Annotated in this window: 11 protein-coding genes; 5 read left to right on the top strand and 6 right to left on the bottom strand. The window is 61.1% G+C overall.

Annotated elements, in window-relative coordinates:
- Positions 1-182 precede the first annotated feature (182 nt).
- The 6 genes from urtE to AC1ROR_RS00740 all read right to left on the bottom strand — a co-directional run bounded on the left by urtE (position 183) and on the right by AC1ROR_RS00740 (position 6,765).
- Positions 183-878 carry an urea ABC transporter ATP-binding subunit UrtE gene (gene urtE / locus AC1ROR_RS00765; RefSeq protein WP_498588334.1) on the bottom strand — a complete coding sequence of 232 codons (696 nt, stop codon included), beginning with the start codon at positions 876-878 and terminating at the stop codon, positions 183-185.
- Positions 879-1,074: 196 nt separating this feature from the next.
- Positions 1,075-1,836 (bottom strand): urea ABC transporter ATP-binding protein UrtD, encoded by a 762-nt coding sequence (gene urtD / locus AC1ROR_RS00760; RefSeq protein ID WP_020808761.1) that lies wholly within the window; start codon positions 1,834-1,836, stop codon positions 1,075-1,077.
- Positions 1,837-1,843: 7 nt separating this feature from the next.
- Positions 1,844-3,019: an urea ABC transporter permease subunit UrtC gene (urtC, locus tag AC1ROR_RS00755; RefSeq protein ID WP_498588333.1), complete on the bottom strand. Its 1,176-nt coding sequence runs from the start codon at positions 3,017-3,019 to the stop codon at positions 1,844-1,846.
- Positions 3,016-4,629 (bottom strand): urea ABC transporter permease subunit UrtB, encoded by a 1,614-nt coding sequence (gene urtB, locus AC1ROR_RS00750; protein ID WP_498588332.1) that lies wholly within the window; start codon positions 4,627-4,629, stop codon positions 3,016-3,018. The genes urtC and urtB overlap by 4 nt, the downstream gene beginning before the upstream one ends.
- Positions 4,630-4,912: 283 nt before the next feature.
- Positions 4,913-6,202 (bottom strand): urea ABC transporter substrate-binding protein, encoded by a 1,290-nt coding sequence (gene urtA / locus AC1ROR_RS00745; protein WP_035219970.1) that lies wholly within the window; start codon positions 6,200-6,202, stop codon positions 4,913-4,915.
- A 356-nt stretch (positions 6,203-6,558) separates the two neighbouring features.
- The gene (locus tag AC1ROR_RS00740) at positions 6,559-6,765 is read right to left on the bottom strand and encodes a DUF2735 domain-containing protein (protein ID WP_003520619.1); all 207 of its coding nucleotides are present in this window, start codon (positions 6,763-6,765) and stop codon (positions 6,559-6,561) included.
- 480 nt (positions 6,766-7,245) lie between these two features.
- Here AC1ROR_RS00740 and AC1ROR_RS00735 point away from each other — a divergent pair, with 480 nt between their 5' ends.
- From AC1ROR_RS00735 to AC1ROR_RS00715, 5 genes are all read left to right on the top strand, one after another.
- Positions 7,246-8,280 (top strand): glutamine synthetase beta-grasp domain-containing protein, encoded by a 1,035-nt coding sequence (locus AC1ROR_RS00735; RefSeq protein WP_003520621.1) that lies wholly within the window; start codon positions 7,246-7,248, stop codon positions 8,278-8,280.
- Positions 8,281-8,498: 218 nt separating this feature from the next.
- Positions 8,499-9,269 carry an SDR family oxidoreductase gene (locus AC1ROR_RS00730; RefSeq protein WP_498588331.1) on the top strand — a complete coding sequence of 257 codons (771 nt, stop codon included), beginning with the start codon at positions 8,499-8,501 and terminating at the stop codon, positions 9,267-9,269.
- 31 nt (positions 9,270-9,300) lie between these two features.
- Positions 9,301-12,696: a hybrid sensor histidine kinase/response regulator gene (locus AC1ROR_RS00725; protein ID WP_498588330.1), complete on the top strand. Its 3,396-nt coding sequence runs from the start codon at positions 9,301-9,303 to the stop codon at positions 12,694-12,696.
- On the top strand, positions 12,693-13,619 hold the full coding sequence (locus AC1ROR_RS00720) for a response regulator (RefSeq protein WP_498588329.1): 927 nt from the start codon (positions 12,693-12,695) through the stop codon (positions 13,617-13,619). Before AC1ROR_RS00725 ends, AC1ROR_RS00720 begins: the two co-directional genes overlap by 4 nt.
- Positions 13,620-13,899: 280 nt before the next feature.
- On the top strand, positions 13,900-14,436 hold the full coding sequence (locus AC1ROR_RS00715; protein WP_498588328.1) for an AAA family ATPase: 537 nt from the start codon (positions 13,900-13,902) through the stop codon (positions 14,434-14,436).
- Positions 14,437-14,602: the final 166 nt, after the last annotated feature.

Below are 14,602 nucleotides of genomic sequence, written 5' to 3'. Positions count from 1 at the left end.
GCGGCGTGCGAATAGACTTTTCCTGTGTCTCGCATGCAGCATTTGCGCTGCCAATATCACAGGCTTTTATTCAATGAAATGCTAAAATTACGCATGAATGCCATGTCGAGACGCATAGGCTTTCAAAATATTAATCGGCCGTTTGCACGCCGTGATCGGCGCACAGGGGTTTTAGTCTCGGTTTATACTGTCAGGTGACGCCGCGCTTCCGGCGTGTCCAGCGTTTCGGCCAGCCCCTCATGCACGATTTCGCCGCGGTCCATGATGTAGACGTAATCGGCAAGCTCGCGGCAGAAATCCAGATATTGCTCGACCAGCAGGATCGCCATGCCGGTGGAATCGCGCAGATATTTGATCGCCCGGCCGATATCCTTGATGATCGACGGCTGAATGCCCTCGGTGGGCTCGTCGAGAACCAGGATCTTCGGCCGCGTCACCAAAGCCCGGCCGATGGCAAGCTGCTGCTGCTGGCCGCCGGAGAGATCGCCGCCGCGCCTTCCCAGCATGGATTGCAGCACCGGAAACAGGCTGAAAATATCGTCGGGAATGAACCGTTCCTTACGCGGCAGCGGCGCATAGCCGCTTTCGAGATTCTCCTGCACGCTGAGCAGCGGAAAGATTTCCCGCCCCTGCGGCACGTAGCCGACACCGCGCTTGGCCCGGTGGTAAGGCGCCAGCCCGTCCAGCGCCGCCCCTTCAAAGCTGATCGTCCCGGCACTAATGGCGTGCTGCCCGGTAACGGCCCGCAGCAGCGAGCTTTTGCCCACCCCGTTGCGGCCGAGCACACAGGTGATCTTGCCCATCTCCGCCGTCAGCGAAACGCCACGGAGCGCTTGGGCTGCGCCGTAATGGAGGTTGATGTTGTCGACGTTCAGCATGGTGAGACTCCATTGGCGCATTGGTGGGAGGCGTTACCCCCCTCTGCCCTGCCGGGCATCTCCCCCTCAAGGGGGGAGATCGGCAAGCGGCGAAAACTCTGCCCATGGAACGGGCGGGTGCGGCATCTGATCTCCCCCCTTGAGGGGGAGATGCCCGGCAGGGCAGAGGGGGGTATCACGAGCGCAAACACCACCATCACCGCCCCAGATAATTCTCGATCACCTTCGGATCGTTCGACACAAAATCGATCGACCCCTCAGCCAGCACCGAGCCTTCGGCAAGGCACGTCACCTTCACTCCCAGCTCGCGAATGAAACCCATGTCATGCTCCACCACCACCACCGAACGGGTCTTGGCGATTTCCTTCAAAAGCACGGCGGTTTCGGCGGTTTCCGCATCCGTCATGCCGGCCACCGGCTCGTCCACCAGCAAGAGCTTCGGCTCCTGCGCCAAGAGCATGCCGATTTCCAGCCATTGTTTCTGGCCGTGCGAGAGGTTGGCGGCGAGGTCGCCGCGGCGGTGGCCGAGGCGCACGGTCGCGAGGATTTCCTCGATGCGGGCCTTGTCTTCCTCCGTCAGCCGGTAAAACAGCGTCGCGAACACGCCGCGCTTGCGGTTGAGCGCCAGCTCCAGATTGTCCCAGACGGTATGGCTTTCAAACACCGTCGGTTTCTGGAACTTCCGCCCTATGCCGAGCTGGGCGATATCCGCCTCGTCCTTTTTGGTGAGGTCGATGCTGTCTTCGAACAGGACCGTGCCCGTATCCGGCCTTGTCTTGCCGGTGATGATGTCCATCATCGTCGTCTTGCCAGCACCGTTCGGGCCGATGATGGCGCGAAGCTCACCGGGTTCCACCACGAAGGAGAGGGAATTGAGCGCCCTGAAACCATCGAAGGACACCGAGACGCCGTCGAGATAAAGCAGGCTTTTCGTTCTGTTTTCGGAAATCGTGTTCATATCCGCCTCACTCCGCCGCCTGTTGCGTCACTGTCGAGCCGCTGTCATTGCCCGGCTGGACGTCGCCTGCCGTAAGCGCGACCCGCTTTTCGCGCCGCCGGGCCAGATAGTGTTGCAGCGTGCCGACGATGCCTTTGGGGAAGAACAGCGTCACCGCGATGAACAGCCCGCCCAGCGCAAACAGCCAGAATTCGGGGAAAGCGCCGGTGAAGTAGCTTTTCCCGCCATTCACCAGCAGCGCACCGATAATCGGCCCGATAAGCGTCCCGCGCCCGCCCACCGCCGTCCACACCACCACTTCGATGGAGTTGGCGGGAGAGAATTCGCCGGGATTGATGATGCCCACCTGCGGCACGAACAGCGCACCGGCAATGCCCGCCATCATGGCCGAAACGACGAAGGTGAAGAGCTTGATGTTTTCCACCCTGAAGCCGAGGAAACGAACCCGGCTTTCGGCATCGCGCACGCCCACCAGCACCTTGCCGAATTTGGAATTGACGATGCCAGACGCAATCAGCAGCGAGATCGCCAGCATCACCGCCGTCATGGCAAACAGCACGGCGCGAGTGCCATCCGCCTGTACGGAAAAGCCGAGAATATCCTTGAAATCGGTCAGCCCATTATTGCCGCCGAAACCCATGTCGTTGCGGAAGAAGGCGAGCAGCAGCGCATAGGTCATGGCCTGGGTGATGATGGAGAGATAAACGCCGTTGACACGCGAGCGGAAAGCGAACCAGCCGAACACGAAGGCCAGCAGCCCCGGCACGACAAGCACCATCAGCGCCGCAAACCAGAACATGTCGAAGCCCTGCCAGAACCACGGCAGCTCCTTCCAGTTGAGGAACACCATGAAATCAGGCAGCACCGGATGGCCATAAACTCCGCGCGTGCCGATCTGCCGCATCAGATACATGCCCATGGCATAACCGCCGAGCGCGAAGAAGGCGGCATGGCCAAGCGAGAGAATGCCGCAATAACCCCAGACGAGATCGAGCGCGAGCGCCAGCAGCGCATAGGCCAGATATTTGCCGAGCATCGACATGATATAGGTCGGGATGCGCAACGCGCTGTCGGCCGGCAAAAGCAGGTTGGAGGCAGGCACCAGCACGGCGATGGCCAGAATGATGCCGATGGCGATGGAGATGCGGCGGTCGAGCGCGCGCAGGAGGAAGCCGGTAATCATGCTTCGATCGCCCTTCCCTTGAGTGCGAAGAGACCGCGCGGCCGCTTCTGGATGAACAGGATGATGAGAACGAGCACGAGGATCTTGCCGAGCACGGCGCCGACCGTCGGTTCGAGGAACTTGTTGAGCACACCGAGAGACAGGGCGCCAACCAGCGTTCCCCAGAGATTGCCGACGCCGCCGAACACCACCACCATGAAACTGTCGATGATGTAGCTCTGGCCGAGATTGGGCGAGACATTGTCGATCTGCGACAGCGCCACGCCGGCAAGACCGGCAACGCCCGAACCGAGCGCGAAGGTGAAGGCATCCACCCAAGGGGTGCGGATGCCCATGGAGGAGGCCATGCGGCGGTTCTGCGTCACGGCGCGCATCTGCAGGCCAAAGGCGGAGCGCTTCAGGAGAACCAGCAGCGCGAAGAAGACCGAAAGCGAGAAGCAGACGATCCACACCCGGTTCCAGGTGAAATTGAGATAACCGACGCTGAAGGAGCCGGACATCCAGCTCGGGCTGCCGACCTCACGATTGGTAGGCCCGAAGATGGAGCGCACGCCCTGTTGCAGGATGAGCGAGATGCCCCAGGTGGCGAGAAGCGTTTCGAGCGGCCGCCCGTAAAGGAAACGAATGACGCCGCGCTCCATCACGAGGCCGACGAAGGCCGTCACCAGAAAGGCGGCGGGCAGAGCAATGGCGAGCGACCAGTCGAACAGGCCGGGGAAATGCGTGCGGATCACCTCCTGCACCATGAAGGTGGAGTAAGCGCCGATCATCACCATCTCGCCATGCGCCATATTGATGATGCCCATCACGCCGAAGGTGATGGCAAGGCCGATAGCGGCGAGCAGCAGAACGGAACCGAGCGACAGGCCGTACCAGACATTCTGCGCATAGTCCCAGAAGGCAAGGGAGCTTACGATGCTCGATATGGCGCTGTCGATATCCGGTTTCAGGCTCTGATCCACCGACGCGGAAGCCGCCATCAGAATGCCGATGGCATCGCGCCCGCCAAGGCTCTTGATGGTGGCGATTGCTTGCCTCTTCTCTTCGAGCGACCGTTCGGAGGAGAGCAGCGAGACAGCCCGCGCCTCCTCCATCCGGGTCCGCACCTCAGTATCGGTCTCCTTGGCGATGGCCGCTTCCAGCAATTCGAGATTTTCCGCGCTCGGCGCTTTCAGAACCGCATCGGCCGCGGAAAGCCGCACGGATTTTTCCGGGCTGAGCAGGGTCAGGCCGCCGAGTGCGGCGCGGATGACCCGGCGCAGATTATTGTTGACCTTGATCTTGCTGACAGCCGCCTTCGGCGCTTCACCCGCACTTTCGCCGGTCAGCGGATCGATCAGCGTAAAATTGGAACCTGCCGGTTTCGTCATGAACACCAGATTGTCGGCCTTGCGCACATAAAGATCGCCCGCCGCGAAAGCCTCGAGCGCCGGCACGACACGCGCATCGCCCGTGGCGGCAATCTGCCCGATCAGCACTTCGGCCTGCTTGAAATCCGCCGTGCCGAGCTGGTCGATCAGCGCCTTCGGCTCGCTTTGCGCGAAGGATTGGGCTGCGATCCCCAGGTTGAGCCAGAGGAAGATGGCTCCGAGAAAAGATCGGATCGTCATGTCGGGTTCCTTGGGCGTTTTACGACAGGGCGTTTGAATTTGGCGCGACCTGAATATGCGGCTTTACCCCCCTCTGCCCTGCCGGGCATCTCCCCCTCAAGGGGGAGATCGACCTGTGGCGAGGTCTCGCCCATCTCGATGTTTGAGAATGAAGCGGCGAGAAAGCACCTTGCCGATCTCCCCCCTTGAGGGGGAGATGCCCGGCAGGGCAGAGGGGGTAATTCTTGCTCAGTTTCCAATGATAAAACCGCCCCCAACAACGGGGGCGGCAACCACCCGCTAATCAGCTACCCTTGCCGCCGCACTTCCCACTGGCCACATTGAAGTTGCCGCAAGACATCGGCTTCCTCCAGTCCGAGATCAGATCCTTCGAGTCTGGCAGATAATCCGACCACTCGTCACCCACGACCTGCGGCGTCTGCTGCACGATTTCGAACTGGCCATCGGCCTGGATTTCGCCGATCAGCACCGGCTTGGTGATGTGGTGGTTCGGCATGACGGTGGAGTAGCCGCCCGAAAGGTTCGGCACGGAAACGCCGATGATCGAGTCGAGAACCTTGTCCGTATCCGTCGTGCCGGCGGATTCGACGGCCTTTACCCAGGCGTTGAAGCCGATATAGGCGGCTTCCATCGGGTCGTTGGTCACGCGCTTGTCGTTCTTGGTAAAGGCATGCCAGGTCTTGATGAATTCGGCATTGACCGGCGCATCGACGGACTGGAAGTAGTTCCAGGCGGCAAGGTGGCCGACCAGCGGTGCGGTATCGAGACCGGCAAGCTCTTCTTCACCGACCGAGAAGGCGACGACCGGAATGTCTTCAGCCTTGATGCCCTGGTTCGCCAGTTCCTTGTAGAAAGGCACGTTGGCGTCGCCGTTGATGGTGGAGACCACGGCGGTCTTCTTGCCGGCCGAGCCGAACTTCTTGATGTCGGACACGATCGTCTGCCAGTCGGAATGACCGAACGGCGTGTAGTTGATCATGATGTCCTCTTCCTTGACGCCCTTCGACATCAGGTAGGCCTTCAGGATCTTGTTGGTGGTCTGCGGATAGACATAGTCCGTGCCGGCCAGAACCCAGCGCTCGACACCTTCGGTATTGGCGAGGTAGTCTACGGCCGGAATGGCCTGCTGGTTCGGCGCAGCACCCGTGTAGAAGATGTTGCGCGAGGATTCTTCACCCTCGTACTGAACCGGATAGAACAGGATCGAGTTCAGTTCCTCGAAGACCGGCAGAACCGACTTGCGCGAGGAAGACGTCCAGCAGCCGAAAACGGCGGCGACCTTGTCCTGCGAAATCAGCTGGCGGGCCTTTTCGGCGAAAAGCGGCCAGTCGGAAGCCGGATCGACCACCACGGCTTCGAGTTTCTTGCCGAGCACGCCGCCCTTCTTGTTCTGCTCGTCGATGAGCATCAGCATGGCGTCCTTCAGCGTCGTCTCTGAAATGGCCATGGTGCCGGACAGCGAATGCAGCACGCCAACCTTGATGGTGTCGTCAGCGGCAAAAGCACCGTGGAAGGCGGTGGTGGACAGGATCGCGCCAAGCAGCGCGGCACTAAGCGTCTTGCGGAATATCATCGGAAGAACCCCTCTCCTTGTTGGCCTCTCGTGGAGGCTCAGCGGCATCTGCGGCCGCTGCTGGAAGGGACTATCGATCTCGTGAGAGCGAAACCGTATACGTCAATTGACGTAGGCGGGGTGGCGAAAGATGCATGAGGGGTTGGGAATAAGCTGAACCTGAAGGTGCTTGTCTGTGAAGCAGGAGGCCTCAGCTTGTTTCTTCTCCCCGCCGGGGAGAAGTCCGCGGCGGCGGGATGAGGGGGCGAGCGCCGCGATATACGGAGGGGTTGCCCCCTCATCCGACCCTTCGGGTCACCTTCTCCCCGGCGGGGAGAAGAAATGCGCGGCACGGTCTCACATCAGGAATGCGACCATCAGGAATGCGGCTTGTCATTCCGCTCTTCGTCGCGGATCGCATCGTCGTGATACCACGAACCGAAATCGATATGCGGCTCCTGCGCCTGACGCTCGAGGTCGCTGAGGCTGCTGTTGCGGAACTTGGAAAGACCCGCGCGCCCGCCGACCGGGAATTGATAGATCGTTGCCGTCTCGCGATGAATGCCAGTTGCCATTTCGATCATCTCACTTTGTTTGCATCGAAGCACTTTATGTCTGGAGCTAACCCGCAAAGGCCAGATTCGCTCCGTTTGATTAAAAAAAAATCACCTTGCGAAAAATATAGGCATTAATCGTCTCATCTACAAGAAAAACCATTCCGAAAGCGCCGGTTTTTGGGGCAAATGCCAATCCCTCGCGCGCAACCGAAATCATTGCACCGCAGCAGGGCATTCCGCCGGGAGACGCCAGCTATCTATCAGGATTCAATGATGAAACATGAGGGGTGAATTTGCCTGCCGCAGCGCAGCAGAACCAGCCACGCGCGATATCCAGGCTCCTGCGCGACAGGGGGCCTGAAAGATTTTTCGAAAAAATCGCCTGATATCGCCAATCTGGCACGCGGCATGCATCTAAGGGGTCAGCCCTTGAACGCGAATGCGCTTCGGTGGCCAAAGCCACGGGAGGCCTCAAGGCTTCGCATTGTTACCTATGAGAGGTTCGTAATGACTAAGTTCAAACTCGAGTACATCTGGCTGGACGGATACAAGCCGGTCCCCAACCTGCGCGGCAAGACCCAGATCAAGGAATTCGACGAATTCCCCACACTCGAGCAGCTGCCGCTTTGGGGCTTTGATGGCTCGTCCACGCAGCAGGCCGAAGGCCACTCGTCGGATTGCGTGCTGAAGCCCGTCGCGATCTATCCCGACCCGGCCCGCTCCAACGGTGCACTCGTCATGTGCGAAGTCATGATGCCCGATGGCGTCACCCCGCATGCTTCGAACAGCCGCGCAACCATCCTCGACGACGAGGACGCATGGTTCGGCTTCGAACAGGAATATTTCTTCTACCAGGACGGCCGCCCGCTCGGCTTCCCGGAACAGGGTTACCCGGCTCCGCAGGGTCCTTATTACACCGGCGTCGGCTTCAAGAATGTCGGTTCGGTTGCCCGCGAAATCGTTGAAGAGCACCTCGACCTCTGCCTCGAAGCCGGCATCAACCACGAAGGCATCAACGCCGAAGTGGCCAAGGGCCAGTGGGAATTCCAGGTATTCGGCAAGGGCTCCAAGCGCGCCGCCGACCAGATCTGGATCGCCCGTTACCTGCTCCTTCGTCTTTGCGAACAGTACGGCATCGACGTCGAATTCCATTGCAAGCCGCTCGGCGACACCGACTGGAACGGTTCGGGCATGCATTGCAACTTCTCCACCAAGTTCATGCGCGAAGTTGGCGGCAAGGACTATTTCGAAGCCCTCATGGCCGCTTTCGCCAAGAACTGGAAAGAGCATATCGACGTTTACGGTCCGGACAACCACCTGCGCCTGACCGGCAAGCACGAAACCGCTCCGTGGAACAAGTTCTCCTACGGCGTTGCCGACCGTGGCGCCTCGATCCGCGTTCCGCATTCCTTCGTCAACAACGGTTACAAGGGTTACCTTGAAGACCGTCGTCCGAACTCGCAGGGCTGCCCTTACCAGATCGCTTCCGTCGTTCTGAAGACGATCGCAGAAGTGCCGCTCGCAAAGTCGGCTGCTGCCTGATAAGCCAAGACATGGCGTCGCCCGCAACCGGGCGACGCCATTTTTCTGTCCACCGAACGGCCGGGCCGGTCAGGCGACCTTTCGCCGAGCGCCGCACACGGCATAGTCTTCCCATACGCAACCTCAAACAAGCGGCGTGGCTTTGACCAACAGCCTCGGATTTTCCGAAAACCGCACCGTCGTTTTCGGTCCGACGCTCTAAAGCAAGAAGGTGAGCGATGGGCATTCTCCAGAAATTCTCTCTCGAAAACCGCACGGCCATCATCACCGGCAGCGGCCGCGGCCTCGGTTTTGAAATCGCCAGCGCCTTTGCCGAAGCGGGCGCGCATGTGTGGCTGACCGGCCGCAATGCCGAAACGCTGGAACAGGCGGTCGACACGTTGCGCAAGGCTGGCGGCAAGGCCGATTACGCCGCCTTCGATATTGCCGATACCGCAGCCGGCAGCGCCCTTGTTCGCCATATCATGGACGAGTTCGGCCATCTCGATATCCTCGTCAACAATGTCGGCGCGCGCGACCGCCGCCCGCTTGCCGAATTCAGCGACGAGGACGTGTTGGAATTGATCCGCACCGACCTCACCTCCTCCATCTCGCTGTCACGGGATGCGGCGGAGGCCATGAACACCAATGGTTACGGCCGCATCATCACCATCACCTCCATTCTCGGCCATATCGTCCGGCCGGGGGATGCGATCTATCCCGTCGCCAAACAGGGGCTGACCGGCCTGATGCGGGCGATTGCCGTGGAATATGGCGCACGCGGCATCACCAGCAACGCCATCGCGCCCGGCATGTTCGCGACAGAAACCAATGCCGCCCTTGCCGAAAATCCTGAGATGGTGGCCTTCGCCAGGCTGCGGGTGCCGCTGGAGCGCTGGGGCCGGCCGGATGAAATCGCCGGCGCTGCCCTGTTTCTGGCCAGCGACGCGGCCTCCTTCGTCAACGGCCATGTGCTGACGGTGGATGGCGGCATGTCGGTGCGGCTGTGAGAGGCCCGTTGCGGAAAGGTGCTCGATAGGCATGGCCGCACGGCAACGCATCATCCCCGTCAGGCGCGAATATAACCGCTGGGTCGCCAACCAGACGCTGGAAGATTATGCGCTGCGCTTCACCGCCAAGAGCGCCCGGCAATTTTCCTCCAACCGCATTTCCCACACCGCCATCGGCGCGATTTCCTTTCTGGCGCTGGAAGCCATCGGCGGGGCGATCACGCTCTCCTATGGCACCACCAACGCCTTTTACGCCATCCTCGTCGCCGCCGTCGCCATGCTGGCCGTCGGCCTGCCGATCAGCCGTTATGCCATCCGTCACGGTGTCGATATCGATCTTTTGACGCGCGGCGCGAGCTTCGGTTATATCGGCTCCACCATCACCTCGCTGATCTATGCCGCCTTCACCTTCATGCTCTTCGCCATTGAAGCGTCGATCATGTCCGGCGCGCTGGAACTGGCGCTCGGCATACCCTTGTGGATCGGCTACATCATCTCGGCCGTCATGGTCATTCCGCTGGTCACCCATGGCGTGCGGCTCATCAGCCGTTTCCAGATCATCACCCAGCCCTTCTGGATCATCCTCAACGTCCTGCCTTTCGTGTTCATCGCTTTGTCGGACTGGGAGAAATACGATCTCTGGCGCGCCTTTGCCGGTATTCACCATGCTTCCGGCCCGCCGGGAACGGTCGCGGATTTCAACCTCGTGGAATTTGGCGCGGCCTCCGCCGTCATTCTGGCGCTAATGTCGCAGATCGGCGAACAGGTGGATTTCCTGCGCTTCCTGCCGGCCGAGGGGCAAAGCCGCCTGCGCCACCGCATTGCGGTGTTCCTGGCGGGCTCCGGCTGGGTCGTCGTCGGCGTGCCGAAGCTGCTCGCCGGCTCCTTCCTCGTGGTGCTCACCTTCAGCTCCGGCGTCTCGGTGGATCGCGCCGCCGATCCGGCGCAGATGTATCTCACCGCCTTCGGTTACATGATCCCCAACGAGACGGCGGCGATGCTGCTGATGGTCGCCTTCGTGGTCGTCTCGCAGCTGAAGATCAACGTCATGAATGCCTATGCGGGTTCGCTCGCCTGGTCGAATTTCTTCTCGCGGCTCACCCACAGTCATCCCGGCCGCGTCGTCTGGCTGGTCTTCAATGTCGCGATCGCGCTGCTTCTGATGGAACTCGGCATCTACCGGCTGCTGGAAGAAACACTCGGCATCTTCTCCATCATCGCCATGGCGTGGCTCTGCACCATTTCCGCCGATCTCTTCATCAACAAGCCGCTTGGCCTTGCCCCGCCCGGGATCGAATTCAAGCGCGCCCATCTTTACGATATCAATCCCGTCGGCGTCGGCTCCATGGCGCTTGCGGCCACCATTGCACTGATGGCGCATTTCGGGGCCTTCGGACCGCTCGCCGCATCGCTCGCACCCTATCTGACGCTGATCGTCGCCTTCATCGCCTCGCCGCTGATTGCCTGGGGCACGAAGGGCAAATTCTATCTTGCCCGCAAACCGCGCCAGAAATGGCGTGAAGAGAGCAGCATCACCTGCTCCATCTGCGAACACCCTTTCGAGCCGGAGGACATGGCCTGGTGCCCGGCCTATGCCGCGCCGATCTGTTCGCTCTGCTGCTCGCTGGACAGCCGCTGTCACGACATGTGCAAGCCGAAGGCCAAGCTGAACTATCAGGTCGCCACCGTCGCGAAATCTTTCCTGCCGGATCAGCTGGTGGCGAAGCTTGCCACCCGGCTCGGCCGCTACGGCATGGCGGCGGCGATTGCCGCCACCGCCATCGGCGGCATTCTCGCGATGATCGCCCATCAGGTCGGCACCGCCTCGCCGGAAACGGCCGATGTGGTGAACCGCACCATCCTCATCGTGTTTTTCGTCTTCGCCGTCATTGCCGGCATCGTCTGCTGGTTCCTCGTGCTTGCCCATGACAGCCGGGTGGTGGCGGAAGAGGAATCCTCCCGCCAGAACACATTGCTGCTGAAGGAAATCGCCGCTCACAAGAAGACCGACGCCGCCCTTCAGGACGCCAAGGAAACGGCCGAGGCCGCTAACCGCGCCAAGAGCCGTTATGTCGTCGGCCTCAGCCATGAATTGCGCACGCCGCTCAATGCGGTTCTTGGTTATGCCCAGATTCTCGAGCGCGACGACACCATTCCCCCGCCCCGGCAATCGGCAATCAAGGTCATCCGCCGTTCAGCCGATCACCTGTCTGGCCTGATCGACGGGCTTCTGGATATTTCCAAGATCGAGGCGGGCCGTCTGCAGGTCTATTCCAACGAGATCAATATTCAGGATTTCCTCGACCAGATCGTCGACATGTTCCGCCCGCAGGCGCAGGCCAAGGGGCTGGAGTTCCGCCATGACCGGTCGCGGGCCCTGCCGCAATATGTCCGCACCGATGAAAAGCGGCTGCGCCAGATCCTCGTCAACCTCATCTCCAACGCCATCAAATTCACCGATGAGGGCGCCGTCACCTTCGATGTCGGTTATCGCAGCCAGGTGGCCAGTTTCACCGTCTCCGATACCGGCCGCGGCATTGCCGAAAAAGACCTCGCCCGCATCTACGAACCCTTCCAGCGCGGCGAGGCAGACAGCGTGCGCCCCATGCCCGGCCTCGGCCTTGGCCTCACCATCACAAGGCTCCTCACCAATACGCTCGGTGGCGAAATTTCCGTTTCCAGCGCAAAGGATGAGGGTTCCACCTTCCGCGTGCGCCTCATGCTGTCAGCCGTGCACCGACCAAGCACGGCGCCGGCGGCGGAAAAGACCATCCGTTCCTATTCCGGCCCGCGCCGCACCATCGTCGTGGTCGATGACAATGAGGATCACCGCGAGCTGATGCGGCAGGTGCTGGTGCCGCTCGATTTCGTGGTGCTGACCGCCCAGAGCGGGCCGGAATGCCTGACGCTCATAGAAGGCGTGAAGCCCGACCTCTTTCTCATCGATATTTCCATGCCCGGCATGACCGGCTGGCAGCTTGTGACGAAACTGCGTGAAGCCGGCCAGACTGCACCGCTCATCATGCTCTCGGCCAATATCGGCGACGGGACCGTGGCGGGTGCTGGAGAAGACAACCACAATGACGCCATCGCCAAGCCCGTCGATATCCGCCAGCTTTGCGACAGGCTTGCCGTCCATCTCGGCCTGAAATGGATCTACGAGGCGGATATGCCGCCCGCGCCATCGCCGCCGCCGGTGGCGCAGATCGTCCATCCCGGTGCAATTCACATTCAGGATTTGCAGCGGCTCGGCGAAATAGGCTACATACGCGGCATCGAGGCGAAACTCGCCGATCTTGCCCGCAACACGGAAAACCTGCCCTTCACGCAGGAGCTCGGCACCTATGTGCAGGCCTTCGATCTGGCCGGTTACGCGCATTTTCTCAAACGGTTTGCGGATAACGACACGGGAGACGGCAAGGCATGAGCGGTCAGGCGGCGGCCCCGAGAGACATCGTATTGCTGGTGGATGACAGCCCGGAAGCTCTCGGGTTTCTTACCGATGCGCTGGAACAGTCAGGCTTTTCCGCCCTCATCGCCACCTCCGGCCAGGCCGCGCTCAACATTGCCGAACGCATCACGCCCGATATCATCCTGCTCGACGCCGTCATGCCGGCCATGGACGGTTTCGAGACCTGCCGCCGCCTGAAGGCCAATGCGGCGGTGGCGCAGGTGCCCGTCATCTTCATGACCGGGCTGACCGAGACCGAACATGTGGTGCGGGCGCTCGAATCCGGCGGCGTCGATTATCTGACCAAGCCGATCAACATCGACGAGCTGCGCGCCCGCATCCGCGTCCATCTCTCCAATGCCCGCTCGGCACAAAGCGCCCGCGTCGCGCTCGACGCCGCCGGCCGCCACCTGCTTGCCGTGCGCGCCAATGGCGCCATCCACTGGTCGACGCCACAGGCGACGCGCCTCGTCAACGCCGCCACCGGCCGCGACGACGGCATGGAAATCGTCACCAGCCATATCGGCCGCTGGCTCGCAGAACGGGCGGCGGCGGAAACCGGCCGCGACCTGCCGCTGACCATCACCGAGGCCGGGCGGCCCGCCCTGCAGCTGTCCTTCCTCGGCGCCATGGGGCCGGATGAATTCCTCTTCCGCCTCACCGCCGCCAATGAGAAATCCGGCGATCACCTGCTGCGCGAGCATTTTTCCCTCACCGCGCGGGAATCGGAAGTGCTGCTGTGGATCGCCAAGGGCAAATCCAACCGCGATATCGGCGATATTCTCGGCCTTTCCGCGCGAACGGTGAACAAGCATCTGGAGCAGATTTATGTGAAGCTCGGGGTGGAAAACCGGGCATCGGCGGCTGTGAAGGCAGCGCATATTCTGCATCAGGGGTGACGACAGCCGTTAATGTGGTAAGGTTCGGCCAACATATATTTTCTCCTTGAGCGCAGCGTCCGCTTATTGGTCGAGCGGCGGCCCCTTGTTTCTTCTCCCCGAGGGGGAGAAGTCCGCGGCAGCGGGATGAGGGGGCTAGCTCCCCGAAATCCGGCAACGTTTCCCCCCTCATCCGACCCTTCGGGCCACCTTCTCCCCCTCGGGGAGAAGAAACAAGCGGCAACGCCTCAACCCATTCCCACATACATGCCTCGCATCCCCCAACAAGGAGGACGTTCCCATGAACCGTTTCATCATCCTTTCCGGCTGCTCCGGCGGCGGAAAATCCACGCTTCTCGCCGAGCTTGCCCGACGCGGTTTCGCCACCGTGGAAGAGCCCGGCCGCCGCATCGTCATCGAAGAAACCCGCAATGGCGGCACGGCCCTGCCATGGATCGACATCGAAGCCTTCGCCCGCCGCGCCATCGCCATCGCACTCGAAGACCGGCAAAAAGCCCCGCCGCATGGCCTCGTCTTTTTCGACCGAGGCCTGATCGACGCCGCCTCGGCACTTCGCCATGTCAGCGGTGACAGCTTTATCGATACGCTGCAAAACACGCACCGCTATAACCGACTGGTTTTCCTCACCCCACCCTGGCCGGAAATTTACCGGGGAGACAGCGAGCGCAAACACGGTTTGGATGCGGCGGTGGAGGAGTATGAACGCCTGCTGCGTGATTACGCCCGGCTGGATTATGAGACTGTGGTGCTGCCGAAAGCTCCGGTTTCGGAGCGCGCCGATATCGTGCTGGAGAGGGTGGCTGAGAAAGCGGGCTGAAGGCGTATCCCGAGTGTATTTTGCCTGCCAACACAACCCGCACTCGACGTCATCCTCGGGCTCGACCCGAGGATCCATTCCTCGCGCGGCGGTGGATCCTCGGGTGAAGCCCGAGGATAACAAGACCATAAAGGTCTCAGCGGACCACTTGGCCTAAAACAAAAAG

This window comes from Agrobacterium sp. GW821-FHT14E08 (genome assembly GCF_058803865.1).
This window is presented reverse-complemented; position numbering and strand designations above follow the sequence as displayed.

Coding starts and splice junctions, on each gene's coding strand:
- AC1ROR_RS00715 (WP_498588328.1), top strand. CDS start 13,900: ATGAACCGTTTCATCATCCTTTCCGGCTGCTCCGGCGGCGGAAAATCC.
- AC1ROR_RS00725 (WP_498588330.1), top strand. CDS start 9,301: ATGGCCGCACGGCAACGCATCATCCCCGTCAGGCGCGAATATAACCGC.
- urtB (WP_498588332.1), bottom strand. CDS start 4,629: ATGACGATCCGATCTTTTCTCGGAGCCATCTTCCTCTGGCTCAACCTG.
- AC1ROR_RS00730 (WP_498588331.1), top strand. CDS start 8,499: ATGGGCATTCTCCAGAAATTCTCTCTCGAAAACCGCACGGCCATCATC.
- AC1ROR_RS00720 (WP_498588329.1), top strand. CDS start 12,693: ATGAGCGGTCAGGCGGCGGCCCCGAGAGACATCGTATTGCTGGTGGAT.
- AC1ROR_RS00740 (WP_003520619.1), bottom strand. CDS start 6,765: ATGATCGAAATGGCAACTGGCATTCATCGCGAGACGGCAACGATCTAT.
- urtE (WP_498588334.1), bottom strand. CDS start 878: ATGCTGAACGTCGACAACATCAACCTCCATTACGGCGCAGCCCAAGCG.
- AC1ROR_RS00735 (WP_003520621.1), top strand. CDS start 7,246: ATGACTAAGTTCAAACTCGAGTACATCTGGCTGGACGGATACAAGCCG.
- urtC (WP_498588333.1), bottom strand. CDS start 3,019: ATGATTACCGGCTTCCTCCTGCGCGCGCTCGACCGCCGCATCTCCATC.
- urtA (WP_035219970.1), bottom strand. CDS start 6,202: ATGATATTCCGCAAGACGCTTAGTGCCGCGCTGCTTGGCGCGATCCTG.
- urtD (WP_020808761.1), bottom strand. CDS start 1,836: ATGAACACGATTTCCGAAAACAGAACGAAAAGCCTGCTTTATCTCGAC.